At 38.6% G+C, this 25,609-nt stretch carries 24 protein-coding genes; 11 read left to right on the forward strand and 13 right to left on the reverse strand.

Annotation, left to right across the window (positions count from 1 at the left end; all coding sequences use genetic code 11):
• Window positions 1–312 precede the first annotated feature (312 nt).
• A complete protein-coding gene (locus WFN33_RS04785) occupies window positions 313–816 on the forward strand; it encodes a YqiA/YcfP family alpha/beta fold hydrolase (RefSeq protein ID WP_336952131.1) in 504 nt (167 codons plus the stop codon).
• Between the two features lie 146 nt (window positions 817–962).
• Here WFN33_RS04785 and WFN33_RS04790 read toward each other — a convergent pair whose 3' ends face one another.
• On the reverse strand, window positions 963–1,508 hold the full coding sequence (locus tag WFN33_RS04790) for an adenine phosphoribosyltransferase (RefSeq protein ID WP_336951835.1): 546 nt from the start codon (window positions 1,506–1,508) through the stop codon (window positions 963–965).
• 492 nt (window positions 1,509–2,000) lie between these two features.
• Here WFN33_RS04790 and rubA point away from each other — a divergent pair, with 492 nt between their 5' ends.
• The 5 genes from rubA (at window position 2,001) to WFN33_RS04815 (ending at window position 6,937) form a co-directional block, all read left to right on the forward strand.
• Window positions 2,001–2,165: a rubredoxin RubA gene (gene rubA / locus WFN33_RS04795; protein WP_004678010.1), complete on the forward strand. Its 165-nt coding sequence runs from the start codon at window positions 2,001–2,003 to the stop codon at window positions 2,163–2,165.
• Between the two features lie 104 nt (window positions 2,166–2,269).
• Window positions 2,270–3,460 (forward strand): NAD(P)/FAD-dependent oxidoreductase, encoded by a 1,191-nt coding sequence (locus tag WFN33_RS04800; RefSeq protein WP_336951836.1) that lies wholly within the window; start codon window positions 2,270–2,272, stop codon window positions 3,458–3,460.
• Between the two features lie 58 nt (window positions 3,461–3,518).
• Complete coding sequence (estB, locus tag WFN33_RS04805; RefSeq protein ID WP_004823254.1) at window positions 3,519–4,457, forward strand: esterase EstB; 939 nt, start codon at window positions 3,519–3,521, stop codon at window positions 4,455–4,457.
• Window positions 4,458–4,470: 13 nt separating this feature from the next.
• A complete protein-coding gene (gene oxyR / locus WFN33_RS04810; RefSeq protein WP_004717396.1) occupies window positions 4,471–5,376 on the forward strand; it encodes a LysR family transcriptional regulator OxyR in 906 nt (301 codons plus the stop codon).
• Between the two features lie 346 nt (window positions 5,377–5,722).
• Window positions 5,723–6,937, forward strand: coding sequence for a TCR/Tet family MFS transporter (locus tag WFN33_RS04815; protein WP_336951838.1), 1,215 nt, complete (start codon window positions 5,723–5,725; stop codon window positions 6,935–6,937).
• Window positions 6,938–7,098: 161 nt separating this feature from the next.
• Here WFN33_RS04815 and ppk1 read toward each other — a convergent pair whose 3' ends face one another.
• Both ppk1 and mtgA read right to left on the reverse strand, forming a co-directional pair.
• On the reverse strand, window positions 7,099–9,183 hold the full coding sequence (gene ppk1 / locus WFN33_RS04820) for a polyphosphate kinase 1 (RefSeq protein ID WP_004823258.1): 2,085 nt from the start codon (window positions 9,181–9,183) through the stop codon (window positions 7,099–7,101).
• Between the two features lie 112 nt (window positions 9,184–9,295).
• On the reverse strand, window positions 9,296–9,970 hold the full coding sequence (mtgA, locus tag WFN33_RS04825; RefSeq protein ID WP_336951840.1) for a monofunctional biosynthetic peptidoglycan transglycosylase: 675 nt from the start codon (window positions 9,968–9,970) through the stop codon (window positions 9,296–9,298).
• A gap of 73 nt (window positions 9,971–10,043) precedes the next feature.
• Here mtgA and WFN33_RS04830 point away from each other — a divergent pair, with 73 nt between their 5' ends.
• Complete coding sequence (locus WFN33_RS04830) at window positions 10,044–10,853, forward strand: rhomboid family intramembrane serine protease (protein WP_336951842.1); 810 nt, start codon at window positions 10,044–10,046, stop codon at window positions 10,851–10,853.
• Between the two features lie 178 nt (window positions 10,854–11,031).
• On the opposite strand, the gene WFN33_RS04835 is transcribed toward WFN33_RS04830, so the two are convergent.
• Window positions 11,032–13,626, reverse strand: a complete 2,595-nt coding sequence (locus WFN33_RS04835) for an ABC transporter permease (protein ID WP_336951844.1) — start codon at window positions 13,624–13,626, stop codon at window positions 11,032–11,034.
• Complete coding sequence (locus WFN33_RS04840; RefSeq protein WP_336951846.1) at window positions 13,620–14,375, reverse strand: ABC transporter ATP-binding protein; 756 nt, start codon at window positions 14,373–14,375, stop codon at window positions 13,620–13,622. Before WFN33_RS04840 ends, WFN33_RS04835 begins: the two co-directional genes overlap by 7 nt.
• Before the next feature lie 48 nt (window positions 14,376–14,423).
• Here WFN33_RS04840 and WFN33_RS04845 point away from each other — a divergent pair, with 48 nt between their 5' ends.
• Window positions 14,424–15,038, forward strand: a complete 615-nt coding sequence (locus WFN33_RS04845; protein ID WP_419359381.1) for an arylesterase — start codon at window positions 14,424–14,426, stop codon at window positions 15,036–15,038.
• Window positions 15,039–15,070: 32 nt separating this feature from the next.
• Here the strand turns inward: WFN33_RS04845 and WFN33_RS04850 are convergent, their stop codons facing one another.
• Complete coding sequence (locus WFN33_RS04850; RefSeq protein ID WP_336951850.1) at window positions 15,071–15,667, reverse strand: TetR-like C-terminal domain-containing protein; 597 nt, start codon at window positions 15,665–15,667, stop codon at window positions 15,071–15,073.
• A gap of 152 nt (window positions 15,668–15,819) precedes the next feature.
• Between WFN33_RS04850 and WFN33_RS04855 the strand changes: the two genes are divergently transcribed.
• Window positions 15,820–17,025 (forward strand): MFS transporter, encoded by a 1,206-nt coding sequence (locus WFN33_RS04855; RefSeq protein WP_336951852.1) that lies wholly within the window; start codon window positions 15,820–15,822, stop codon window positions 17,023–17,025.
• A 63-nt stretch (window positions 17,026–17,088) separates the two neighbouring features.
• Here the strand turns inward: WFN33_RS04855 and thrH are convergent, their stop codons facing one another.
• Complete coding sequence (gene thrH / locus WFN33_RS04860; protein WP_004717409.1) at window positions 17,089–17,706, reverse strand: bifunctional phosphoserine phosphatase/homoserine phosphotransferase ThrH; 618 nt, start codon at window positions 17,704–17,706, stop codon at window positions 17,089–17,091.
• A 321-nt stretch (window positions 17,707–18,027) separates the two neighbouring features.
• On the opposite strand from thrH, the gene WFN33_RS04865 reads away from it, so the two are divergent.
• Together WFN33_RS04865 and WFN33_RS04870 are read left to right on the forward strand one after the other, a co-directional pair.
• Window positions 18,028–18,762 (forward strand): phosphoadenylyl-sulfate reductase, encoded by a 735-nt coding sequence (locus tag WFN33_RS04865; RefSeq protein WP_336951854.1) that lies wholly within the window; start codon window positions 18,028–18,030, stop codon window positions 18,760–18,762.
• A 406-nt stretch (window positions 18,763–19,168) separates the two neighbouring features.
• Window positions 19,169–20,620 carry a WS/DGAT/MGAT family O-acyltransferase gene (locus WFN33_RS04870; protein ID WP_336951856.1) on the forward strand — a complete coding sequence of 484 codons (1,452 nt, stop codon included), beginning with the start codon at window positions 19,169–19,171 and terminating at the stop codon, window positions 20,618–20,620.
• 83 nt (window positions 20,621–20,703) lie between these two features.
• Here the strand turns inward: WFN33_RS04870 and WFN33_RS04875 are convergent, their stop codons facing one another.
• The 6 genes from WFN33_RS04875 to WFN33_RS04900 form a co-directional block, all read right to left on the reverse strand.
• On the reverse strand, window positions 20,704–20,877 hold the full coding sequence (locus WFN33_RS04875) for a PA1571 family protein (RefSeq protein ID WP_004717412.1): 174 nt from the start codon (window positions 20,875–20,877) through the stop codon (window positions 20,704–20,706).
• 132 nt (window positions 20,878–21,009) lie between these two features.
• Window positions 21,010–22,464 carry a ribonuclease G gene (rng, locus tag WFN33_RS04880; RefSeq protein WP_336951858.1) on the reverse strand — a complete coding sequence of 485 codons (1,455 nt, stop codon included), beginning with the start codon at window positions 22,462–22,464 and terminating at the stop codon, window positions 21,010–21,012.
• Between the two features lie 51 nt (window positions 22,465–22,515).
• Window positions 22,516–23,082, reverse strand: coding sequence for a Maf family nucleotide pyrophosphatase (locus WFN33_RS04885; RefSeq protein WP_336951859.1), 567 nt, complete (start codon window positions 23,080–23,082; stop codon window positions 22,516–22,518).
• Entirely contained in the window at window positions 23,070–23,567 is a 498-nt protein-coding gene (gene mreD, locus WFN33_RS04890; RefSeq protein ID WP_336951861.1) for a rod shape-determining protein MreD, read from the reverse strand. Before mreD ends, WFN33_RS04885 begins: the two co-directional genes overlap by 13 nt.
• Window positions 23,554–24,411, reverse strand: a complete 858-nt coding sequence (gene mreC / locus WFN33_RS04895; protein WP_004717416.1) for a rod shape-determining protein MreC — start codon at window positions 24,409–24,411, stop codon at window positions 23,554–23,556. Before mreC ends, mreD begins: the two co-directional genes overlap by 14 nt.
• Window positions 24,412–24,442: 31 nt before the next feature.
• Window positions 24,443–25,483: a rod shape-determining protein gene (locus WFN33_RS04900; protein ID WP_004717418.1), complete on the reverse strand. Its 1,041-nt coding sequence runs from the start codon at window positions 25,481–25,483 to the stop codon at window positions 24,443–24,445.
• Window positions 25,484–25,609: the final 126 nt, after the last annotated feature.

A 25,609-nucleotide genomic window follows, 5' to 3' on the forward strand; every position in this document is an offset into this window, starting at 1 on the left:
TTATTTTATTAATCCAATCTATAGCTTAGTACAATAAAAACCCAGAATGATTAATTTTTGTTAATAAAAATCCATAACCTAAAAAATTTAAACCTAAACATTCAATATGTTAAACAATAAATAACAAGCATATTGATCTGTTACATAATACTCTTAGACCAAAATCTAAGTTTTTAAAAAAGTGCAGCTAAGTAGAATATTTGAATATAAAAATAGTTAGATGGAAAATTTTAAATCCGTTGATAACTTTTTCTAGCTTTATTCAATTTCTACCTTTGCTCAATAAAGAAAGACCATATGAAAACGATAACAATGAAGAATATTCATTCTAAAATTTTATTTTTACATGGACTAGATTCTTCCAAAGAATCGACAAAATTCCATGCAATAAATGCTGAAAAAAAATACTGCATTGATGTGGATTACCGTAACCTTAACTACAAAACGGTTGAATGTTTCTATCAAGATATTATCGAAAAAATTAAACCCGATTTATTGGTAGGTCATAGTTTAGGGGGATATTGGGCATTAAAAATGTCACAACAACATCGAATTCCTGCAATCATTGCAAATCCAAGCTTAGATCCAGATTTCCGTGAGGATTATGTAGCGATTGATGAACATGATTTAGACCATGATATACCACAGATTGCTTATCTGGAGCTTGGTGATGAGGTTTTAGATATGTATAAAGTAGTTGAGCAACTAGAATCCTATATGCAGATTGAAGCTGTTGAAGGTGGACATCATCGTTTAGTCCAACCTGAAAACTTAAATCATTTAATTGAATATATGGAACAAACCTTTATTGCTTGAAAAAAATCAGCAAAGCACAAATTGGCGTACTTGGCATAAAAAAGCCTTGTATTTACAAGGCTTTTCCCACGACGAGACAGACAAACAAAATGATTTAAGTATTCAATGACAAAAATTGAGTTCGAAAACTTAACCTGTTATTGCCTTTAAGCAACCGCTTGTTCAACTGGCTTTGAATGCTCATCAAGCACTGACCAAATCTTTAAATCAAGATCTTTATGTAAATCAGTTAGATTAAGAAAAACACTCGCACCCAATACGGTGTGTTGACATTTATGCATCAATTCATTGACTGCTTTTAAAGTACCACCTGTAGCCAATACATCATCTACAATAATCACTTTCTGTGCTTTGATATCAGCTGACATTTCCAAGCGATCTAAACCATATTCTAAGCTATAGCCTACACCAATCACTGGGGGTGGTAACTTACCTGCTTTACGAACCAGTAATAAACCTTTGCCCGTACGCTGTGCCAATAAGCTTGCTAAAACAAAACCTCGCGCCTCAACTGCAACAAAACTATCCACTGCATTTAATTGTTTTACTGGAATACTTGCAATCAATGCATCGGTTAACTCCACAAGATTGTTCATAAACAATGGGGTTAAATCATAAAAACAAATACCTGGTTTTGGAAAATTCGGGACAGCACGGATATTTGACCACAAAGCAGTAGATATGTTGATCATAGGGAGAGATTTAAAAAATAAATAATATGCGAATTTTAACGTTTTTTAGTCAAAATAGACAGCAGTTCGCTATCTACCCTCTATTGAAATCACCCTAAGTTATTGAATTTATTAAGTCCATTTTCACACAAAATAATGGCTATATAACATACTGACTCTAGCTTAATATTATTGTCTAAAATATTCATCTAACCTTGGTCTAAATACAAAAAATTTAAACATTTATAGCAGTACTCATCCCTTGTAGCGACACGATTATAATTAAAATTGTCTGACAAAGTTGGCATAATAAACATCGCTTTTGTCCTGAGCTGCCATTCAGCTTTGAGATTAGTTAGATAAACTCCGATATTTACTTTACTTTAGATACAGAACTGCGTAAGAATTTAGAGGAATATGTACACATTTTATTTGCATATTATTTGAGTCAAGCAGCAGAAGGAATTTAACTGACAGAAAAAACATAACATCTGTCAGATATCGGAGAATCAGATGAAGAAATATCAATGCATCGTTTGTGGTTGGATTTATGACGAAGCAGAAGGTTGGCCACAAGATGGCATCGCAGCAGGTACCAAGTGGGAAGATATTCCTGATGACTGGACATGCCCAGACTGCGGTGTTTCTAAAGCAGACTTTGAAATGGTCGAAATCTAAGATATTGCGTAAAGACCATGTTCACATGGTCTTTTTACATTTATTTTCAATAATACAAAATTACTCAATTCACCGCTAAATTTGAAACAGGTATGGAGAAAGATATGCAACCGATTATCATCATAGGTTCTGGCATGGCGGGTTATACCCTTGCAAGAGAATTTCGTAAGTTAAACACCGAACAGGAATTGGTGATGATTTGCGCAGATGATGCGGTGAATTATGCAAAACCGACCCTATCTAATGCATTGGTTGGGAAAAAAGCACCTGAACAAATTGGTTTAGGCGATGCTGAAAAGATGAGCACCCAACTGAACATGCGGATTGAAAAAGAGACATGGGTTAAAAATATTGATGTAGAGAAACATGAATTAACCCTTGAAAAAGATGGACAATCTTCAACTCAAGGCTACTCAAAACTTATTCTTGCAGTGGGCGCAAATCCGATTCGATTAGCGATTGCTGGTGATGGGAGTGATGATATTCATGTGGTTAACTCACTAATTGACTATCGAGCATTCCGTGAAACTTTAGACAATTGCAGCACGGGTGAATGTGGCAACAAACGTGTGGTGATTTTAGGCGCGGGCTTAATTGGTTGTGAATTTGCCAATGACTTACAAAATACTGGGCATCAGGTTACGGTGATCGACTTAGCACCACAACCTTTAGGGCGTTTATTGCCTAATCATGTTGCACAAGCATTTAAAGACAATCTTGAACAATCAGGAATTAAATTTGCCTTGGGTACCACTGTAGAAAAAGTTTCTAAATCTGAGCGTGGTTATATCGTTTCATTGGCCAGTGGTCAGTCCTTGCTCGCGGATGTTGTGCTTTCTGCAATTGGCTTACAACCTAATATTGCCTTGGCTAAAGCTACGGAAATCAACACCAGTCGTGGTGTCATTACCAACACCTTGCTCGAAACCAGTCAAGCAGATATTTTTGCCATCGGTGACTGTGCCGAAGTGAATGGAACACTCTTGCCATTTGTCATGCCAATCATGCAACAAGCGCGTGCATTAGCCAAAACCTTGAGTGGACAAACCACCACTGTACACTACCCTGCAATGCCAGTCGCGGTGAAAACCCCAGCTGCACCTTTGACTGTACTTCCAGCTCCAATTGATGTAGATGTTACATGGGAGAATGAAGAGTTTGAAGATGGGATGTTATCTAAAGCAACAGATGCTGAAGGTACCTTACGTGGTTTTGTATTGTTAGGTGCAACTGCTGGAAAACAGCGTTTAACTTTAACAAAACTGGTTCCAGACTTGATTCCTGCATCCGTTTAAGGTTTTAATAGCAAGGATATTTTTTAATCAAAGAATATCCTTGCTTAGGAAAATAACAATGAATAGCGCACTTCAATTTCAAGTTTCACCTTATGCCTCGTTCATGAATGAAACCAAAGTCGACTTAGGTAATGGTATTCAGCTTCATGTTGAAACTGGTGGAAATCCACAACACCCGACCATTCTGTTGATTATGGGTTTGGGTGCGCAAATGTTATTTTGGCCTGATTTTTTTTGTAAATCACTGATTGATCAAGGCTTTCATGTGATCCGCTTTGATAATCGTGATATTGGCTTATCTTCAAAAATTCGCCACCAAGGTCCACGTTTAAACTCTTATAAGCTGATGGGTCGCTTTGCTTTGGGCTTACCAAATGACGGCGCGCCTTATAACTTATTTGATATGGCGGATGATGTTGCATTATTGATTGATCGTTTAGGCATTGAAAAACCACATATTTTGGGTGCTTCAATGGGGGGGATGATTTCTCAAATTTTAGCAGCAAAATATCCTGAGAAAATTGATAAAGTCGGATTACTCTTTACTAGTAATAATCAACCTTTGCTACCACCACCGTTTCCAAAACAACTCTTTAGTCTTATCGGTAAACCTGAATCACGTGATGAAGAAGGGATTGTGAATCATTCCTTGAAGGTATTTCATATGATTGGTTCACCTGGTTATATCAACCAAGTTGAAGCAATTCAAACTGCACGTAAATTATATCGTCGTAGTTATCACCCAGCGGGTGTACTTCAACAGTTTTTAGCAATATTATGTACAGGTTCCTTACTTAAATTGGATAAGCAGATCAAAAAGCCAACTTTAGTGTTACATGGCTCTAAAGATCGGTTACTACCTCCAAGTCATGGTAAGGCAGTTGCTAAAGCAATTTCAGGCGCTAAATTTGAATTAATTGAGGGAATGGGGCATGATATCCCACCGCATTTTGTTCCTCAACTTAGCGGCTTATTTGCACATCATTTTAAATCATAAGCATTAGGACACTATGGCTGCATTACCATCCCTAAGACAGTTGTCATATTTAGTGACACTGTCTGAGACGCTGCACTTCACTGAAGCAGCGCGCCGTTCGTTTGTAACTCAATCTACTTTATCTGGTGGAATCATGGAGTTAGAACGTTTATTGGGTGGCGTACTCGTAGAACGTGATCGCCAAAACGTACGTTTAACTCCTCTAGGTGAGCAAGTTGTTGCCCGAGCCCGTGTTCTACTCGCCGATGCTCAGGACTTGATGCGGTTAAGTCGAGAAATGAGTGAACCGTTAACTGGTGATTTGCATTTAGGGATTATTCCAACCATCGCCCCTTTCATTTTGTCGCAGCTTTTGGAAGAAGTGCATAAACAACTTCCAAAAATTCAGTTGCATCTGCATGAAGCACAAAGTGAAAAAATTGTTGAAAAACTTGAGCATGGCAATCTAGATGTGATCATGCTGGCTTTACCATTCGACACACGTGGTTTGAAAGTTGCTGAAATTGCGAAAGAAGATTTATTCTTAGTCTGCAATAAAGCAGATCAAAATGCGATGAATGCAAGAAGCTTAGATGATTTAGATCTTTCTCATCTCATGCTCCTTGAAGAAGGTCATTGCTTACGTGATCATACCTTAAGTGTTTGCCCAATCGGTGAGCGTAAAAATGATCACCGTTTAAAAGCAAGCTCATTGCCAACTTTAGTGGAAATGGTCAGTTCAAACTTAGGCTATACACTGCTTCCTGAGATTGCAATTCATGCACATATGCTGAAAAACAATGATCAGATTGTGGTTAAACCTATTGAGAATGCGCCTTCACGCACTTTGGCTTTGGTTACACGTAAAAGTACACCGCTACAAAGTGAATTTGATGTGTTGGTACAAATTCTTCAAAAAATCACGCCAAATTTACGTTAATTTTCCAATACTGAAAAGGAGTCATGATTGACTCCTTTTTTATTGAAGATCTAAAAAGTCTATAGATCACCTCAGCATAAGCAAAATTAAAACGATCTTGTTTTTACTAGATCAAGAATGATAATATTTGAGCAGTACAAAATACTCGCTTATTTTTGTATGTATTGTTACGATGAAAATCGCGAAAAATCGACCTATCCTCAGCTTGTTTTAAAAAGCATGCATCCATCTCGTCGACACATATCCAATCCTTTGCATTGGTCAGCGTTCCACAGGGCTTGAATCTTCCAAGCATCGTTAACAGGTTTTCACAGTTTTCTGTGCCTGAATTTTCGATAGGACGCGTATGAACCGACCTTTATATATTATTTTTTCAACGATTGTCTTAGATGCAATTGGCATTGGCATCGTATTCCCTCTGTTTCCCTCACTACTGAAAGACCTAAGCCATCAGCATAACGTTGCCTTGTTAATGGGGGTTTTCCTAAGCCTGTATGCGCTTATGCAATTTATGTTCTCCCCGATCTTAGGTGCTTTGAGTGACCGCATTGGTCGAAGACCTGTTTTGCTGATTTCACTTGCGGGTTCTGCAATCAACTATTTTTTTCTTGCTTGCTCACCCTCTCTTATCTTGCTGTTCATTGGACGAATCATTGCTGGAATAAGTAGTGCCAATATGTCCGTGGCTTCAGCCTATATCGTTGATACCACGTCAGAAGAAAATCGAGCAAAATACTTCGGTTTAATGAGTGCCATGTTTGGTATAGGATTTATTCTCGGTCCTATCCTCGGTGGATTATTGGGCGGGTATTGGTTACGGCTACCTTTTTTCGTTGCGGCAATTTTAACAACAGTTAACTTGCTTATCGCATTCTGGCTACTCCCTGAATCCCAAAGCAACAATCCTTTACCCACCATTTCTCGACCTGCGATTTCTTTACTTTCCAGTTTAGAAATGAATCCATTTAAAAGTCTTAGTTTTATCCTTGCTCAAAAAAATATACTGCCCATTTTACTGATATTTTTTCTGTTTAGCGCCTGCGGTGAAGCTTATGGTGTCTGCTGGGCACTTTGGGGACATGATACCTTTAAATGGAATACATTTTGGGTTGGTCTTTCTTTAGGCACTTTTGGTTTATGCCAAGTACTGGTTCAGTCATTTATACCTCAACATGCCGTCCGATATTTTGGTGAAAGAAATACCGTGCTGATTGGTCTGGCATGTATATGTATGGCATTAATCATCATGGCTTTTACCCAACACGCTTGGATCATTTTTGCAATCATGCCGATCTTTGCCCTAGGAAGTATTGGTACTCCTGCACTACAAGCTGTTGTTTCACAAAAAATCCCAGCTGCACAGCAAGGACAGTTTCAAGGTGTTATCGCCTCAACCATTAGTCTAGCCTCGATTATTGCCCCCTTATTGTTTTCTACACTTTACTTTCATTTCCAAACACGATGGACTGGCGCTATATGGTTGGTTGTCGCGATGATTTATTTAATTGCACTACCTGCAATTTTATCGAGTTTAAAACCACAACAGCTTAAGTCATCCTAGTATTTAAGAACTTCAATGCTTTATTAGAAGCGTTGATTGCTGATTTAAAAAAGCTTAAATCTAAAATAACCAAGTCATTCAATTTCATTAAAATCCGACTGACTGATACAAAAAAGCCCGATTAATTTTAATCGGGCTTAAGACAATCAGATTATCTTGGCTTAACCATTTACAAAGTGCTCAAGCAAAGTTTGTTGAGCATTGTAAATTGCCTCGCCTTCTTTAGGTTGCACACGAGTCCAAGTCCCATCGCCTTGCAATAGCCAAGCGCGGATATTGTCTTTTAAGTAATTGACTAAACCTTGCTGGTAAATGCGTTTTTTTAATGCTGGATCTTCGATCGGGAAGCACACTTCTACACGATTAAATAAATTACGATCCATCCAGTCTGCACTGGAACAGTATATACGTGGATTGCCATTATTTCCGAAATAATAGACACGGGTATGTTCTAAGAAACGCCCGACAATTGAACGAACTCGAATATTTTCAGACAGATTTGGTAACCCTGGACGTAAACAGCAAATTGAGCGAATAATCAGATCAATTTGTACCCCTGCTTGCGAAGCTTCATATAATTTATTGATCAATTGAACTTCAGTTAACGCGTTAACTTTAACAATAATTTGTGCAGGCTTGCCCGCTTTGGCATTGGCAATTTCATCATCAATAAAAGCAATTAACTGAGCATGAAGAGTAAACGGCGCATGTAACAGTTTTTTCAACTTTGCCATTTTCCCCATACCAGTCAATTCTTGAAAAATACGATGTACATCTTCGCAGAGCTCTTTATCTGTAGTGAGCAAACCATAATCGGTATAAATACGAGCATTTGTTGCATGGTAGTTACCCGTACCCAAATGCACATAACGTACTAACTTATTATTTTCACGGCGTACCACCAAGATCATTTTGGCGTGCGTTTTATAGCCCACGATGCCATAAACCACAACAGCACCCGCCTCTTGTAATACATTGGCAACGGCGATATTTGATTCTTCATCAAAACGCGCCCGTAACTCAATCACAGCAGTGACTTCTTTACCATTACGTGCCGCTTCTGCAAGTACCTGAACAATTTCAGAGTCAGCACCACTACGATATAAGGTTTGTTTGATCGCTAGCACTTGGGGATCACGTGCAGCTTCACGCAACAAGTTAATAACTGGTGCAAATGATTCAAATGGATGGTGTAAGAGAATGTCTTGTTTTTGCATTGCTGAAAAAATATTTTCAGACTTTTTCAATACTTTTGGAATCGCGGGTACATGCGAATCATAACGCATATGTGGACGTTTAAAATTTGACACAAGACGTGCCAGATTTACTGGCCCATCCACTTTATAAAGTTGTTCTTGTTCTAGATCAAATTCTTCAAGCAAGTATTCATAAATATGTTTTGGACAGTTTTCTGTCACTTCTAAACGTACTGCACGGCCAAAACGACGTGAACTCAATTCGCCTTTCAATGCTTTGGCTAAGTCTTCTACATCTTCATTCAGCGCCAAATCCGCATTACGTGTGACACGGAACTGATAACAACCTGTAGCTGTCATCCCAGGGAACAAATCCGATACATGCTCATGAATAATCGCAGACAACATCACAAAATGTTCTTTACCGCCTGTAAGCTCATCAGGTAAACGCACTACACGAGGAAGCGAACGTGGTGCTGGTACAACTGCTAAATCAATTTGTCGACCAAATGCGTCTTTCCCTTCTAGAGTCACAATAAAGTTTAAGCTTTTATTGACCAGTCGTGGGAATGGATGTGCAGGATCAAGGCTAATTGGGGTAAGTACTGGTGCAACTTGTTCTTGGAAATATTTTTTAATCCACACAGATTGTGCAGGCGTTAACTCGCCACGACGTAAAAAACAAATGTCTTCTTCACGTAACTTAGGAAAAATTTCTTCATTAAGAATACGGTACTGACGCTCAATCGCTTCATGTGCAGTTTTAGAGATTTGGTCTAAAACTTGTTTTGGCGTCAAACCATCTGGTGAACGACTTTCATTCCCTAAAGTTAATTGCTCCATCATTCCTGCAACACGGATTTCAAAAAATTCATCCATATTACGAGAAAAGATCAACAAGAAATTCATACGTTCAAGCAAGGGGTGTAAAGGATCAACGGCTTGCTCTAAAACACGTAAATGGAAATCTAAAATTGAAAGCTCACGATTTATATATCGTTCATTATAAGAATATTCTGTAGGCGTTGTTGTCGTCACTGCGGTATTCATGCAATAAACCTGCATCAAAAAAAATGTCTTAATTCTAGTATGCTTCAAATTTGTGACAATTTCATAAAAAAAGCACATCAATTTGTGCTTTTTTAAATTCATTTATTTAGTGTCAATCTGGAATACGGGTATAACGCATATACTTCAAAACCAAACGCTTACGGTATTGAAGCTTAGAATCATCACGATTTTTTTGATAATACTTCGGATTGGTTAAAATCACCGCTAAAAATGCGGCCTGCTCACGACTTAAACTTGCCGCACTCTTAGAAAAGTAATGTTGTGATGCAGCTTCAACACCATAGATATGATCACCAAATTCAACAGAGTTCATATAGACTTCTAAAATGCGCTGTTTAGTCCACATCCGCTCCATCATGGTGGTGGCAATCGCTTCCTGACCTTTGCGGATAAATGAGCGACGATTATAGAAGAATAAATTTTTAGCCAATTGTTGAGAAATCGTTGAACCACCAGCGACTAATTTGTCTTTTTTTAGATTACGTTGTAGTGCATTTTCAATACCATCCCAGTCGAAACCATGATGATCGAGAAATTTAGCATCTTCAGCAGCGACAATTGCATGTTTAAAGTTATCACTGATCTTGTCATAGTCGCACCATTGATGTTGAATCGGCTCAAAATCAGACAGATATGTCCAACGCATAAACATGGTGGTTTCTACATCATGGGTACGCCAATAAATTAAACTTGAGAAAATCCATAGCTGAATCATGATCAAAATACTGACCACAATTAACAAAGCACGAACAATAAAAGCTTTCATGTCAGCTGCTTACTCCGAAAATTCTGACGTTTCATGTTAAGCTGAATCTATCTATAAAAAGCTAAGCAATAGCATGTCTAAATATCAAGATCTTTCAACTTATAGCCAACCCAATTCTATTGGTAAAATAACCTTATTGCTGATTGTCATCAATGTCGGTTTATTTGCCATCCAAGTCTTATCAGGTGTCAATATTACTGACCCGACAACATTGGACGCGTTGCGTTGGGGTGCTGATTATGCACCTTTAACCTTCTTAGAGGAACCATATCGCTTATTCAGCAGTATGTTTTTTCACTTCGGTATCCTGCATCTAATGATGAATATGTGGGCACTGTATATTTTTGGTGATGTTGCTGAAAAAACTTTAGGAAAGTTTTATTTCCTTGGACTTTATATCCTTGCTGGACTCATGGGAAGTTTATTAAGTGGTTATTTGGATATTCGAAATAGCTACGAACTGCTGCAAAATTTTGATCAAAAACTCTTTCCTCATGTATCTGCAGGTGCATCGGGTGCTGTAATGGGACTTGGTGGTGCACTGACACTACTATCGTTGTTCCCACCTACCCCGAATCAAAGATTCATTTTAGATAAAAGATCACTTTTAACCGTACTTGCGGTCAACTTAGCTTTTGGCTTTTTAGCCTCTGGAATTAACAATGCTGCCCATATCGGTGGGATGTTAATGGGTGCGGTCATGGCTTTGGCTTGGTATGCAACACAGCGTGCCAAAATGGGTAAAGCTGCCAATATTATCATTGTGATTTTAGGGATTGCAGCAACCTATGGCGTTTATCTCTATTGCCAGCATCTCGTTGGACCACTTAGCCCACTTTGGCAACAAGCCATTGCACAAATGCGTGAGCAATTAAACTTTTAATCTCTAAAATAGCTTGTCTATGCCGTAATAAAACATTACAGAGTACACTGAATTCAAGAAGCATAAAAAATGGCGACCTAGTAGGTTGCCATTTTTTAATTTACTGTCTTCACTGGGCAGCCTTTTAAAGGCTCAACTGAGATTAAACAGTCAAATAAAACCACTTAAACAAAGCGGTTTAATTCAACTCTCTTAGACTTTGCAATGGTGGGATTTCAGATAAATAGCTCAATCGGTAACGTCCAATCAATGCGCACAACACTGCCATCGAAATTGGTAAAATCAACCAAATTTCCCAATGTAATTGCACCACCATTTCCATACGATAACTGGCAACTGCACTAATCACCTCTGCAAAGAAACAGGAAACAATCCCCGCCAATAATCCAATAAAACCGATTTCAAAACTCATCATATTTTTTAACTGACGCTTTGAACTACCAAAAGAACGTAACAATGCCACTTCTTTTTTACGTTCATCCATCAGCAAATTGATACAGGCGATCAGCACCAAAAAACCAGATAAACTTACCAATACTGCCAAAACTGTAATGATTTTGACCAACACAGAAACCAAGTTTTTAATTTCATCAAAAATTAAAGTGACGTCAATAAATACCGTATTGGAAAATTGCTGAATCAGATTAACCATCTTGATTTTTTCACTCGGTGGCACATAAAAACTCCCTAAGTAGCTGCCTGCGTTTTCATCCAACGTCTTTGGAGTAAAAATAAAGAAAAAGTTTGGACTAAAGCTTTGCCATTCCACGGTACGCAAATTCACAACTTGCGCGTCCAAATTTCCCTCAGGCAAACTAAAGGTTAAACGATCACCAATTTTAATGTCCAATTCTTCAGCCAATTTGGCCTCTACAGATACCTGCCCAATTTGAGTTAATTGAGCATTTCCCGCAACAATAATATTATCTTGTGGATAATGATCTGCTTGGGTGAGATTTAACTCACGACGTAAAGAATTATTGGTTTTTACCAATTGGGCAGGAAAAGCTTGACCATTTTTTGCCAATAAGCGCCCTTTTACATTGGGATATAACGGTGTACTTTTCCATTGTTGCTGTGCTAATTGTTGCTTAAAGGCATCCAGTTCAAATGGTGGTAGACCATAAATAAACTGGTTAGGCGTTCCTTCAGGCAATTGTTGCTGCCAACGCTCTAATAAATCAGTTCTCAATACAGCAAGTACCGTGATCAGACTTAAACCCAATGCCAAAGCGGTAATTTGCAATGCGGTTTGCGAAGGGGTTCGGATATAGGCTGAGAGCCTATTTTTCATTGATTTTAAAGTCTTTAAAATCATCCAAACCACTGCATATAACAAAGCTGTTAACACAATGACTGCACCCATTACCAACGCAGTAAGTATCAGATTTTCGGTCAAGACCAAACTAAAAATAATCAAGCTGACTAAACCTGTAGCCATCATCCACAACATTGAACGTGCCGACTTTTCTTGTTGGCGTATCACCCGAATAGGCGGTGTATTTAACAGTTGCCACAAGCTCGGTAAAATAAATCCAATCAATACAATTGCACTGGTAAAAATTGCAATAGGCAAAGGACCAACCAGCATCTGCAACATTGAAAATTGCAACTCTAGGTTCGGAATCATCTGCAACATCAATTGCAATAACGAATAACCTAAAATCAGTCCTAAAATACTGCCAATGACAATGGCGATTAAAATAACAACGCTCAGCAACCCGAGATAGGTTTGAAAAATCTGCCGTTTCGTTGCCCCCATACAACGCATCAGTGCAATATGATCTTGGTTCTGCTGTACATAACGCTGACTGGTTAAAGCGATGGCTAAACCACATAAAAGAATCGTCAGAATATTGGCCAATTGTAAGAAAGTATCGAGGTTTTCAATTGGTTTAAGTAAGCGTGAATTACCCTCATCTGCATTACGTAGTCTTAAATTACTTTGTGCATCTAGTTCATTATCCGCATTTTGTTGATCTTGTATGGATTGATCTGTTTGTGAGTGTGTTGCTGGCTGATTTTCAGTCGATGTAGTGGCACTTGGTGCACTTAAAGCTGAATCTGCATCCGAATTTTGTGCAATCTTTGGATTCACATTTTGCTTTTCTTGCGCTTTAAAAGTCTTAAAAAATTGCTGATATGTTGCAATCGACTCCGCATCCCCTGCCATCAACAAACGATATTCAATCCGACTTCCAACTTGAATTGCACCCGTTTTTGCAACATCTGCTTGAGAGATAATCACGGTTGGCGAAAAGGCAGAAAAGCCTAATTCTTGATTTGAATCATGTTCAATGATGCCAGTAACTTTAAACTGACCATTGGCAATTTGAACGCTATCGCCTAGGTTTAATTTTAATAACTCTTGTGCGCGTTTGCTTAGCCAAACCCCGCCACTTTGTAAGGCTTGTTTTGGCGCAATCCTTAATTCACCACGTAAGGGAAATGCTGTGTCAATGGCTTTCACATTGACCATAACAAACTGATCCTGTGTAGAGGCCATTGAACCAAAAATGGTGACATGGGACTGTTTTAATTTTAAATCATCAGCCTGTTTGATCCATTGTTGGTCAATTGGATCTGTATCACTAAGTTGTAAATCTGCAGCTTGCATTTTGGCAGCTTGTAAGGTCACTGCTTGTTTGACTTGATCATTGCTAAACTTTAATGCAGTAGTCGCACTAATGGCTAAACTCAATGCAATAATCAGCAGATATATGCCTGAACTGGCAAAACTTTGCCTAAATAAGGGTTTAAACAAGGTCAACATTTCACCACCTCATTCGATTGAGGAGTTTGCACATGTTCAATCAATTGACCATCTTTTAATTCATAATGACGTTGGCACTGTGCGGCCAATTGCGAATCGTGAGTGACAAGCACTAAAGTTGTACCGAGTTCTTTATTTAAATCAAATAAGAGTTGTTCAATTTCAAAGGCGGTATGTTCATCTAAATTGCCTGTAGGTTCGTCGGCAAAAATAATTTTGGGGTCAGAAATTAAAGCTCGTGCAATGGCAACCCGTTGTTGCTCCCCACCAGACAATACTTTCGGTGTTTGCTGGCTTTGTCGTTCTAAACCAACTTTGGCCAATAAACTTAAAGATTTTTGTTCTGCGTGTGCATAATTAAAATTCTTCTGTAAACGTAATGGTAACATCACATTTTCTAAGGCAGAAAGATGTGGGAGCAACTGGAAAGATTGAAATACAAAACCAATATATTGAAGTCGAATCAACGCACGTTGTTCTTCATTTAAATGCTCAATTGATTCACCACAAACACTGAGTTGACCTGCACTGGCTTGATCGAGAGTAGCAAGGATGCCTAATAAAGTTGATTTTCCGGAACCAGAACGTCCAGTAATCGCGACCTGTTCACCTGTATAAATATTAAGATTTAGATTTTCAAAAATTGTAAGCGTTTGATGAGGTAATTCTATCTTTTGTGTAAGTTGCTGTGCAGAAATTATCACTTGTGGCATGATGGGAGAAGTTGAATCATCCTGAACCTTAGACATCATAAAGTACCTTATAATATGCAAATCAAAAAATTGTTAAATTTGAAAATGATGAAAAATCTAATTCATTGTTTATTTTTTAGCATATTCTGTCTGTTGCCCGTTAGTAGTTTTGCAAAAACGATCATGATTTTAGGTGATAGCTTAAGTGCGGGTTATGGTATTAGCCCACAACAAGGCTGGGTTTTCTTGCTACAGCAACGCTTAAACCAACAATTTCCTAAACAACATAATGTGGTGAATGCCAGTGTAAGTGGTGAAACCACCAGTGGTGCGTTGGCGCGTTTTCCAAAACTATTACAAAGCCATAAACCTGATATCGTGGTGATTGAGTTGGGTGGCAATGATGGTTTACGCGGTCAACCGCCACAAATGATTCATAAAAATCTTGCGCAATTAATTCAACAAAGCCAGAACAGCCAAGCCACGGTCATTTTATTGGGTATGAAAATTCCACCGAATTATGGCGCAGCTTATAGTCAAGCTTTTGAGAAAAATTACCAAACCCTAAGCCAACAATACAAAGTTAAAATGCATCCGTTTTTTATGAATGGAATTGCAGGCAATAAAAGTTTGATGCAAAAAGACTTAATCCACCCCAATGCAACGGCACAGAAAATTCTGCTAGATAATATTTATCCTTTAATTCGAGGCGCGCTTTAATTTTTTCTCAAAGCCGAAATGATTGCAGCTGTTTATTTGACTAAATCGGATGTCGTGTTTTTAAGGACATCCGCAAAATTAAATAAACGCGCTAATAAATGGTAAATATAGTCCAAACTCGATTCTTGTTCGGTAAATAGAATCCGATGTAACATCGGTGCAATAACAATTTCAATAATCAGTTGATTTTCGATGCTTGTTTCATTCCTTTGCTGGGCACGTTGCTGGATAATGTCTAACTGTTGAATCAAAAAGTCATAACACTTACCAGAGGTCGGCGAATCATTTTCCGCCACAATATCGCTTAAGATTGTACGCCCAACGGGTGAGGCATATTCCTCAAAATATTGCTCCATCCATGCATATAAGTCTTGCTTAAAACTACCAAGATCCGCAGGTACACTGTCTGGATGTAAAATATTAAAGCCAACATCTGCAAGCAGTTGAGATAAATCTCCCCAACGTCGATAGATCGTAGAGGGGGTGACCCCTGCAAATTCAGCAATCATCGGAATCGTCAAATCTGCCACAGCAACATTTTGCTGTAATGTTTGCACTGCATTATGAACTGCAGCTTGTATTCGTGCACTGCGCCCACCGGGACGCAAACCTGTAATCACTTTCGTCATCAGCAAATCACTACAAATCTATAAATGAAAATCTATCAATGGGTTAATAATTAAAGAACAGCTTTAAGCAAAAATCATCTTAGCTAAACCTTTGTGTTTAATCCAAAATACGGTATAAAAGCTAATTAATAGCTTTTATGTACATGTTGATTATGCGCAACTCTAATTTTAATCGTCAAGTGACTTCCTATAAATTAAGCCATAATGCTGCACTGTACACACATACTTTTACCCTGATGACCTTTTTGGCAGCCTCAAGCTCACCAACACCGTTATATCGTTTGTATCAACAACACTTCCATTTTTCTCCTGTTTTATTAACGCTTATCTTTGCCACCTATGCGTTTGCATTGCTATTAACCTTATTGGTGGCAGGATCATTGTCTGATTATATTGGACGTAAGCCAGTTATTTTTGTGGCATTGATTTTAGAAATTATGTCCATGGGCTTTTTCTTGTTTGCATCCAATATCGAAATGCTGTTTATCGCACGAGGTTTGCAAGGTATTGCCACGGCTTTAGCCGCATCTACATTTGGAGCAGCTTTACTTGATTTAAGTAAAACACAGGGTTCTTTAATTAATAGTATTTCTCCCATGCTCGGCATGGCTGCGGGTATGCTGATGACCTGTATTGTTTTAGAGTTTTCAACTGTTCCATTGACACTAATTTTTGAAATACTCATCTTTCTTTTTGTATCTACCAGCTTTATCGCAATTTTTAGCCCTGAAACAGCAACTAAACGTGTGGGTGCTTTGGCATCATTAAAACCGCAACTGACTATTCCAGTACAAACCCGAAAAGCACTCTTGATCGTAAGTCCAATTAATATCTCGTTATGGATGGTCAGTGGGTTCTTCCTCTCGTTAATGCCTTCATTGCTGGCTCAAGCTTTCCATGTGCAATCGGCATGGCTGAATGGCATGATGTTTATTACTCTATCAGTTTCAGGGGCTGTTGGGATTTTAACACTGCGCAATGCGTCAACATTTAAAATTCTAATTACTGCTGCAATTACGATTGTCTTGGGCTCAAGTGTTATTTTGCTTGGCATTCATCTGGTGCAACCAATCTTATTGTTTATTGGTGCTGTGGTGACTGGGATTGGCTTTGGTACAGGTTTTATGGGTGCAATTCGTGCTGTAATGCCCTTAGCTTTACCTGAACAACGTGCAGGTTTAATGGCCGCATTTTTTGTTGAAAGCTATTTGGCCTTTAGTATACCTGCGATTATTGCTGGATACTTTGTCAATAAAGTTGGCTTAATTTTTACAGCAGATGTCTATATTTGTATGATTATTTTGTTGGCCAGCTTGGCGTTTGTTTTTGCTTTTAAAAATAAACAGAACATCCACTAAAGTATGTTAAAAATCAAAGCAAAACAAAAGGCGCATTGAGCGCCTTTGGATTTAAATCTTAGATTAAGCAGGAATATCACGGATAGATGCTTTGCGAATTGCTTCTTTAAGGGCGTCATAGCCATGAATTGGTGGGAACTGTGGAAATTCACGAATCACATTTTCAGGCGCATCAAATAAGAAACCATGATCAGCTTCACCCAACATTGTTGTATCGTTATACGAATCGCCTGCTGCGATGACACGGTAATTTAGACCATGTAATGCTTTTACAGCTTCACGCTTTTGATCAGGTTGACGCAATTTATACGCAGTGATCATACCATTTTCATCAGTTTCTAATTTATGACAGAAAATTGTTGGCCAACCTAACTGTTGCATCAACGGATGTGCAAACTCATAAAATGTATCTGAAAGAATAATCAACTGAAAATGGGTACGTAACCATTCTACAAACTCTTTTGCACCCGGAAATGGCCCCATGTCTGCAATCACAGCTTGAATGTCATTTAAGCCTAGACCATGCTGTTTAAGAATATTTAAGCGTTGAGTCATCAACACATCGTAGTCAGGGATATCACGAGTTGTTGCTTCTAATTCTTTGATTCCTGTTTTTTTAGCAAAATTGATCCAGATTTCTGGTACCAATACACCCTCAAGATCAAGACATACGATTTCCATGGGTTCTCCCAAATGTCAGTTAAAAATTTTGGGCTTATCATAGCACTAAAGTTTAAAAAGAATGCTGAAAGTTTTTACAGCAAATCTATTTCATTTGGTTATGCATAAGGCTTGTAAATGTTTACAAATCTGTTTTATTCATAAGCATTTTAATTAATCTGCTAAGTGGCATATTTCATTTACTTTAAAATATCTTGATTGTCAAAAGCAGCAATTCACAGAAGTTGAATTGAGCTAATTTTTGCCAAAATGCTTAAATTCAAATATCTTTTGAATATGTTTACGAAAAATGTAGCTTCAAGCTAACTGCCAGGAGCAGATATGACCGCCATTCCAACCATAGATCTTGTGGACGCACTTGCGACTGAGTATGCCGACAAATCACCTTCTGAAATTTTAGAACTTGCGCTTTCTCAGGAAGGTGAAATTGCAATTTCATTTTCTGGCGCAGAAGACGTTGTTCTTATCGATATGGCACATAATTTAGGCAAACCATTTCGTGTTTTTAGTTTAGATACAGGCCGTTTACATCCTGAAACCTATCAATTTCTTGAAACAGTTCGTAAGCACTATGGGATTAAAATTGAAATTTGCTTTCCTGAAGCTGATGCCGTTCAACAATTGGTTAATGAAAAAGGCTTATTTAGTTTCTATCAAGATGATCATAAAGAATGCTGTGGTATTCGTAAAGTTCAGCCCTTACGTAAAAAATTAGCCACTTTAGATGGCTGGATCACAGGACAACGCAAAGATCAAAGTCCAGGCACACGTACAGAAATACCAGTTATTCAAGTGGATAGTGGTTTTTCTGGTGAAGGGAAACAACTAATTAAATATAATCCATTGGCAAATTGGTCCAGTGCGGATGTATGGAACTATATTCGTATGATGGAGATTCCTTATAATCCATTACATGAAAAGGGTTTTATCTCAATTGGCTGTGAACCATGTACCCGTCCAGTATTGCCAAATCAACATGAACGCGAAGGCCGTTGGTGGTGGGAAGAAGCAACGCATAAAGAATGTGGCTTACATGCAGGTAACTTAAAAAAGTAATAGTAGAAAAAGTCATGAAAACTCATGGCTTCTTATTAACTTATCGTTCATCGAAATGCTTGGATTTTACGCTTAGAAAAGTTTTATACTAAGATTTGTTGATATTTCCCCTATAGCTTGCGTTGTGGGCTAGAGTTGAGTAGGTAACGACATGTAAAAATAGCAATACTATTTTCAAGTTTCATCACACAGACTGAGATAATTTTAGCTATACACTGAGTATCTACAAAGCACTGCTTTGTCGGCACCACAAGACGCAGCGATGTACAAATTGTTTTCCAACATGTCATCGTTGTAACCATGGATGAATGATCAACAGACCCAAGTTACACGGTTCTATAATTCTAACAATTCACCAACTCATAAATGAGTTGTGGTAGAAATTGCAGTGAGGCAATCCAAGACTATGCGCCCATTACACCCCATTGATTTTATTTTTTTAAATTTAGAAAAACGTCAACAACCCATGCATGTTGGTGGGTTATTCTTATTTGAAATACCCGAACATGCGCCTTCTACATTCATTCAAGATCTCGTTGCGGATATTCGTAACTCAAAATCTATCCCGGTCCCACCTTTTAACAATCGCTTAAGTGGTATGTTTTGGGATGAAGATGAAGAATTTGATATTGATCATCATTTCCGTCATATCGCATTACCTCATCCAGGACGTATCCGTGAATTATTGATTTATATTTCACAAGAACACAGTTCACTGATTGACCGAGCAAAGCCACTTTGGACTTGTCATATTATTGAAGGCATTGAAGGCAATCGTTTTGCCATGTACTTTAAAATCCACCATGCCATGATTGATGGTGTAGCAGGTATGCGTCTTTTAGAAAAATCATTTTCAAAAGATGCTGATTCCAAAACCATTATTCCTCCTTGGTGTGTCGAAGGTAAACGTGCAAAACGTTTAAAGGAAACCAAACTGGATAAAGCTAAAAAAATATTCTCTGCACTAAAAGGACAAGTTGAAGCAGCCCCCAAGGTCACCCAAGAGCTATTCCAAACTGTATTTAAAGAAATGGGGAAAAACCCCGATTATGTTTCAAGCTTTCAAGCACCCAGTAGTTTATTTAACCAACGCGTAAGTTCATCACGTCGTTTCGCTGCCCAGTCCTTTGAACTTGACCGTTTCAGAGATATTTCCAAAGCTCTTGGCGTCACGATTAATGATGTAGTACTGGCTGTCTGTGCGGGCGCGTTACGTGATTATTTAATCACACAAGAGGCTTTACCGAAAAAGCCACTGATTGCAATGGTTCCTGCCTCATTACGTGATGATGACTCAGATATGAGTAATCGTATCACCATGATTTTGGCAAATTTAGGAACCCATAAAGAGAGTCCGTTAGAACGTTTAGACATCATTAAGCGCAGTGTACAAAATGCAAAAAATCGTTTTAAACGTATGAGTTCCGATCAAATCTTAAACTATAGTGCTTTCGTTTTTGGTGCAGCAGGCATCAATATTGCATCAGGACTTATGCCAAAGCGTCAGGCATTTAATGTGATTATTTCCAATGTACCTGGACCACGTGAACCTTTGTATTGGAATGGCGCTAAATTAGATGCCCTATACCCTGTTTCAATTGTTTTGGATGGTCAAGCACTGAATATCACCATGACTAGTTATTTAGACAAATTAGAAGTGGGTTTAACCGGTTGCCGTAAATCTCTGCCTAAATTGCAAAATCTTCTGACTCATTTAGAAAATGAAATCCAAAAATTTGAGCACATTATTGCTGAGAAAAATGCAGTTGAACTTGCCGATAAAAAGCCAAATGCTCAAACAAAAGCAGATACTCAAGCCAAACTGAAAGAATCTATTGCCGAACGAAAGTCAGTATAAGATTTTATAATTGATTTTATTTTAGGGTTAATTTAAATATAAAACATAAATTGATTCAAAATTAAGGGGCTAATTAATGCCCCTTAATCTTTAACATTACGACACTTGTTTAACAGTTGATGACAGACATTTACAACCATGTCTTTGGTAATTTTCACTTCTTGACCATTGTCATCTAACATCACACATGTATTTTTAGGTTGGCTTTCCAATACATGTTTTATACTACGACTGATTAATTGTTCACTTACACTCATTTTTTGACCTCACTTGCTAAGACTGTGGAAGGGAGAAAGTCTTTGGCTACCTTTGTAATCTAGTATTGTGAAATCAGTCCTAAAAGTAAAATTTCAGATGTAACAACTGTTTAACGATATCCTGTTACAATTTCAACTTAAAATGATATCGTATTGCTCTTGCGTGTATAAATTTTCGACTTGGAATTTAATCACACGATTAATAAAATGCTCTAAATCCGCGACTGCTGGGGCTTCCGCAGTGAGCAGGCGATCAATTACAGATGGATGACCTATAACAGTAAAGCCACTCTTAGACTCATAAGCACGGGTATATCTTAAGATTTCTCGAAAAATTTCGTAACATACTGTCTCAGCTGTTTTCACAAATCCGCGCCCTTGACATGTTGGGCATGATTCACACAACAAATGCTCCAAAGATTCACGTGTACGTTTACGTGTCATTTCAACTAAGCCAAGTTCGGAAACTTGAGTAATTTTAGTTTTTGCATGGTCACGTTCAAGCATTTTATCAAATTGATTCATGACCTCTTCACGATGTACAGCTTCCTGCATATCAATGAAGTCGATAATAATAATGCCACCCAAATTACGTAAACGTAATTGGCGTGCAATCACTTGAGTTGCTTCCATATTGGTTTTAAACACAGTGTCTTCTAGTGTACGACCACCGACATAGGAACCTGTATTGACATCAATTGTAGTCATCGCCTCAGTCTGATCAATCATCAGATAACCACCCGACTTCAATGCAACTCGGGTTTGTAATGCTTTTTGAATATCTTCTTCGACATTGTACAAATCAAAAAGTGGACGTTCACCAGGATAATGCTGCAAACGGCTTTCCATACTCGGTACAAATTCACAAACGAACTCTTGCAACTTGGCATGTATTTCTCTTGAATCGACATAAATCGTTGCCGTATCATCATTGGCTAAGTCGCGAATAACACGTTGTGGTAAAGGAAGCTCTTCAAAAATCAACGAAGGAACTGCAATAATTTTTTGTTTTTTCTGAATAAATTCCCAAAGCTTGGCTAAATACGCCATATCTTGAGCAATTGAAGCCTCTTCAATGCCTTCAGCAGCTGTACGTACAATGACCGAACCAGGCAACTTATGCTCACTTTGAATCCTTTCAATCATTGAACGTAAACGGTCACGCTCTTCTTCGGACTCAATCCGCTGTGATACCCCAATATGGCTGCCATATGGCATCAAAACAAGATAACGAGATGGGATAGAAAGATCTGTACTCAGTCGTGCACCTTTAGTACCCAACATATCTTTCATCACTTGAACTGTCAGAATTTGACCGGGTTGTAATAACTCAAAGACATTCGGCGTAGGTTGATTACGCGACCAAATCATATCATTGATATGTAAGAATGCAGTACGTGATAAGCCAATATCCACAAAGGCTGCTTGCATCCCTGGAAGTACACGGACAACTTTTCCTTTATAAATATTCCCGACTAACCCGCGTTTAACAGTCCGCTCAACAAACAGTTCGTTAACCGTACCATTTTGAATTAGCGCCACACGACATTCCATAGGTGTGACGTTAATCAATAACTCGTCAGACATAACTAAACTCAAAACATTATAAAAATTCTTTTCAGCAGTTAATTTAGTGCCTCAACTGCGCTGATCTATACGATCAAGTAACTGTATCGTTTCATGCAACGGTAGCCCAACCACATTGCTATAACTACCATTTATACCTATCACATACTTTGCCGCAATGCCTTGAATTGCATATGCGCCAGCTTTCCCCAAAGGTTCACCTGTAGCCCAATATTCTTCCATATCATTCAGACTGAATTGTTGGAACTCAACTTGCGTGCGAACCACGACACTCAATAATTGATGTGCATTTGCAACGCAAACACCTGTCAATACTTCATGTTTTTGACCTGACAATAATGTCCATATTTCAAAAGCATGCTGCTTAGATGTTGGCTTACCAATAATTTGATTGGCAAAAACCAAGCTTGTATCTGCTGCAATGACAGTGCTTTGCGGGTACAATTTCAATACCACTTTGGCTTTGCTTTCAGCCAAACGTTGTACATACTGCTCAATCTGTTCATGCTCTAAGACAGATTCATCAATATCTGGGCTGTGGATGCTAAAATCCAAGCCCACTTGTAAAAGCAGCTCTTTACGCCTTGGCGAGCCTGAGGCCAGAATTAAATGCGCCATCTTCTTAATAAATAATAAAGAACTGGCCAGCAAAAAATACTCGAAACCAATGTCTGCCAATGACGGGTAATCGAAAAATGCGTACCTGCCATCACTTGTGCCATAAAGGTAAATACCAAATGTGCTAGGATTGCAAACATACTAATAATCCAAAGATTACTAAATGTCAGCACACGTCTTTCTCGAATAAAATAACGAGTTAAAAATGCAATCAGCACATAGCTCAACGCATTCATCCCCAAAGGTGCATCTAATAATAGATCGGTAAATAGACCCATGGTAAATGCAAACCAAATTCCACACCATGTAGGTTGACACAACACCCAAAACAGCATGATCAAAAACATATATAGTGGTCGCCATCCTGCTATCGCATAGGACATCGGATACACCACTAAAATTGAACCAATAATAATGGATACAACAATGATCCATAATGGATCTTTACGTTGCTTTTCAGAAGGTAATCTTTTAGCGATCAACATTTGGCTGCTCCATCGCTAAAGAATCTGAGAAAAGTACCACAACATGATGACCGCCTGCTAATTGTGCAGCTGGAACCACATCAATTTGCGCAAACTCACCCGTGTTGTGACGCATAACTTTAGATACTGAACCGACCAAATAGCCGGCTGGAAAATGTTGACCTAAGCCTGAACTATAGACCTTATCACCCACTTTGATATTGGCACTTGTTGGAACATATTCCATTTTCAAATGTCCTAAATCACCAGTACCCGTCACGATGGCGCGCATACCTGAGCTTTCTAAACGTACAGATAAAGAATGTTCTTTATCGGAAAGTAACATAACGCGACTACTATGGGGATAGACGTTGATGATTTGCCCCATGATTCCTTTATCATCTAAAACGGTTTGCCCGACTTTTAAATGATTAGCTTCACCGCGGTTGATGATAATGATATGGCGCAATGGGTCAGCATCGGTTCCAATCACTTCTGCAATTTCCATACGCCCATCGATAATCAATGGCGTATCAAGCAAACCACGTAAACGGGTATTTTCAGCAGAAAGTTCAGAGAGTTTTTGCAGACGTACTTGAGCCTGAAGCAATTCAGCTTGCATCGCAGTATTTTCACGACGTAACTGAGCCTCAGATTTAGTTTGTTGATTTAGCCATTCTTTCGACAATACAGGATAACTTGCTAAGGCATAAATTGGATTATATGCCGCATACAAGACATCTCTTGCCGGTTGAATCACTTGTGGCATGCGCCAGTTAAAAAACAGCACTACCAAACAAGTGATGACCGCAATGATGAACGAGCGAAAAGATGGCGGTTGTCTTGAAAAGAGATTCGGTTGCACCGCCTCATCCTTAAACTTAATCGAGTATAGTTTAGCCTACAAAAAGCATATCATGGTTTGGATTGTCAAAGAATTCTAAGACTTTACCGCCACCACGTGTTACACAAGTTAAAGGATCTTCTGCTACAACAACAGGTAGACCTGTTTCTTGAGCAAGCAACTTATCTAGGTTACGCAGTAATGCACCACCACCTGTCAGCACAATACCACGCTCAGCGATATCTGAAGATAACTCAGGTGGAGTTTGCTCAAGTGCCGATTTCACAGCAGAAACAATACTTTGTAATGGATCAGAAATCGCTTGGGTAATCTCATCTGAGGTAACCGTAATCGCACGCGGTACACCTTCAGCAAGGTTACGACCACGAACTTCAATTTCTAAAGTTGTGCCGTCAGCAACAGCCATACCCACTTCTTTTTTGATAGTTTCAGCCGTTGTTTCACCAATTACACAACCATGTGCTTTACGTACATAGTTAATAATTTGTTCATCAAAAACATCACCACCAATACGTAAAGAATCTGCGTACACACAACCTTGTAAGGAAATGATGGCAATTTCAGTTGTACCACCACCCACATCTACGACCATAGAACCACACGCTTGCTCAACAGGCATACCCGCCCCAATCGCAGCAGCCATAGGCTCTTCAATCAAACGTACATCACGTGCACCTGCGTTAAACACAGCTTCACGAATCGCACGGCGTTCTACCAATGTTGATTTACATGGTACACATACCACTACACGAGGTGCAGGTGGAAATAAACGTTTTTCATGCACTTTACCAATAAATTGATTTAACATGGTTTCAGTAACTTCGAAATCTGCAATAACACCATCTTTCATCGGACGGATTGCAGAAATATTGGCTGGGGTACGACCAAGCATTTGCTTAGCATCTAAACCTACAGCTGCAACAATTTTCTGCGAACCACTGTGACGAATTGCCACAACTGTCGGTTCGTTTAATATAATGCCCCTTCCTGGTGCATAAATAAGTGTATTTGCAGTACCTAAATCAATGGCTAGATCTGGCGAAAACAAGCCAATTAGTCGTTTTAGAATCACGGGTCGTTCTCAGTTTAAACTTTATATGGACGCAAGATGGCAACTTTAACTAAATGTGATGATTTGAACAAGTCAATCGCTTATTATAACGCACGATATTTTGAATTTTTTTAAAACTGATTAGGT

It is taken from the genome of Acinetobacter sp. AS167 (assembly GCF_037152175.1).
Taxonomy (GTDB): Bacteria; Pseudomonadota; Gammaproteobacteria; order Pseudomonadales; family Moraxellaceae; genus Acinetobacter.

Bases quoted from the DNA above. Each gene is read 5' to 3' on its own strand.
- WFN33_RS04785 (WP_336952131.1), top strand. From the start codon at position 313: ATGAAGAATATTCATTCTAAAATTTTATTTTTACATGGACTAGATTCT.
- WFN33_RS04790 (WP_336951835.1), bottom strand. From the start codon at position 1,508: ATGATCAACATATCTACTGCTTTGTGGTCAAATATCCGTGCTGTCCCG.
- rubA (WP_004678010.1), top strand. From the start codon at position 2,001: ATGAAGAAATATCAATGCATCGTTTGTGGTTGGATTTATGACGAAGCA.
- WFN33_RS04800 (WP_336951836.1), top strand. From the start codon at position 2,270: ATGCAACCGATTATCATCATAGGTTCTGGCATGGCGGGTTATACCCTT.
- estB (WP_004823254.1), top strand. From the start codon at position 3,519: ATGAATAGCGCACTTCAATTTCAAGTTTCACCTTATGCCTCGTTCATG.
- oxyR (WP_004717396.1), top strand. From the start codon at position 4,471: ATGGCTGCATTACCATCCCTAAGACAGTTGTCATATTTAGTGACACTG.
- WFN33_RS04815 (WP_336951838.1), top strand. From the start codon at position 5,723: ATGAACCGACCTTTATATATTATTTTTTCAACGATTGTCTTAGATGCA.
- ppk1 (WP_004823258.1), bottom strand. From the start codon at position 9,183: ATGAATACCGCAGTGACGACAACAACGCCTACAGAATATTCTTATAAT.
- mtgA (WP_336951840.1), bottom strand. From the start codon at position 9,970: ATGAAAGCTTTTATTGTTCGTGCTTTGTTAATTGTGGTCAGTATTTTG.
- WFN33_RS04830 (WP_336951842.1), top strand. From the start codon at position 10,044: ATGTCTAAATATCAAGATCTTTCAACTTATAGCCAACCCAATTCTATT.
- WFN33_RS04835 (WP_336951844.1), bottom strand. From the start codon at position 13,626: ATGTTGACCTTGTTTAAACCCTTATTTAGGCAAAGTTTTGCCAGTTCA.
- WFN33_RS04840 (WP_336951846.1), bottom strand. From the start codon at position 14,375: ATGTCTAAGGTTCAGGATGATTCAACTTCTCCCATCATGCCACAAGTG.
- WFN33_RS04845 (WP_419359381.1), top strand. From the start codon at position 14,424: ATGATGAAAAATCTAATTCATTGTTTATTTTTTAGCATATTCTGTCTG.
- WFN33_RS04850 (WP_336951850.1), bottom strand. From the start codon at position 15,667: ATGACGAAAGTGATTACAGGTTTGCGTCCCGGTGGGCGCAGTGCACGA.
- WFN33_RS04855 (WP_336951852.1), top strand. From the start codon at position 15,820: ATGCGCAACTCTAATTTTAATCGTCAAGTGACTTCCTATAAATTAAGC.
- thrH (WP_004717409.1), bottom strand. From the start codon at position 17,706: ATGGAAATCGTATGTCTTGATCTTGAGGGTGTATTGGTACCAGAAATC.
- WFN33_RS04865 (WP_336951854.1), top strand. From the start codon at position 18,028: ATGACCGCCATTCCAACCATAGATCTTGTGGACGCACTTGCGACTGAG.
- WFN33_RS04870 (WP_336951856.1), top strand. From the start codon at position 19,169: ATGCGCCCATTACACCCCATTGATTTTATTTTTTTAAATTTAGAAAAA.
- WFN33_RS04875 (WP_004717412.1), bottom strand. From the start codon at position 20,877: ATGAGTGTAAGTGAACAATTAATCAGTCGTAGTATAAAACATGTATTG.
- rng (WP_336951858.1), bottom strand. From the start codon at position 22,464: ATGTCTGACGAGTTATTGATTAACGTCACACCTATGGAATGTCGTGTG.
- WFN33_RS04885 (WP_336951859.1), bottom strand. From the start codon at position 23,082: ATGGCGCATTTAATTCTGGCCTCAGGCTCGCCAAGGCGTAAAGAGCTG.
- mreD (WP_336951861.1), bottom strand. From the start codon at position 23,567: ATGTTGATCGCTAAAAGATTACCTTCTGAAAAGCAACGTAAAGATCCA.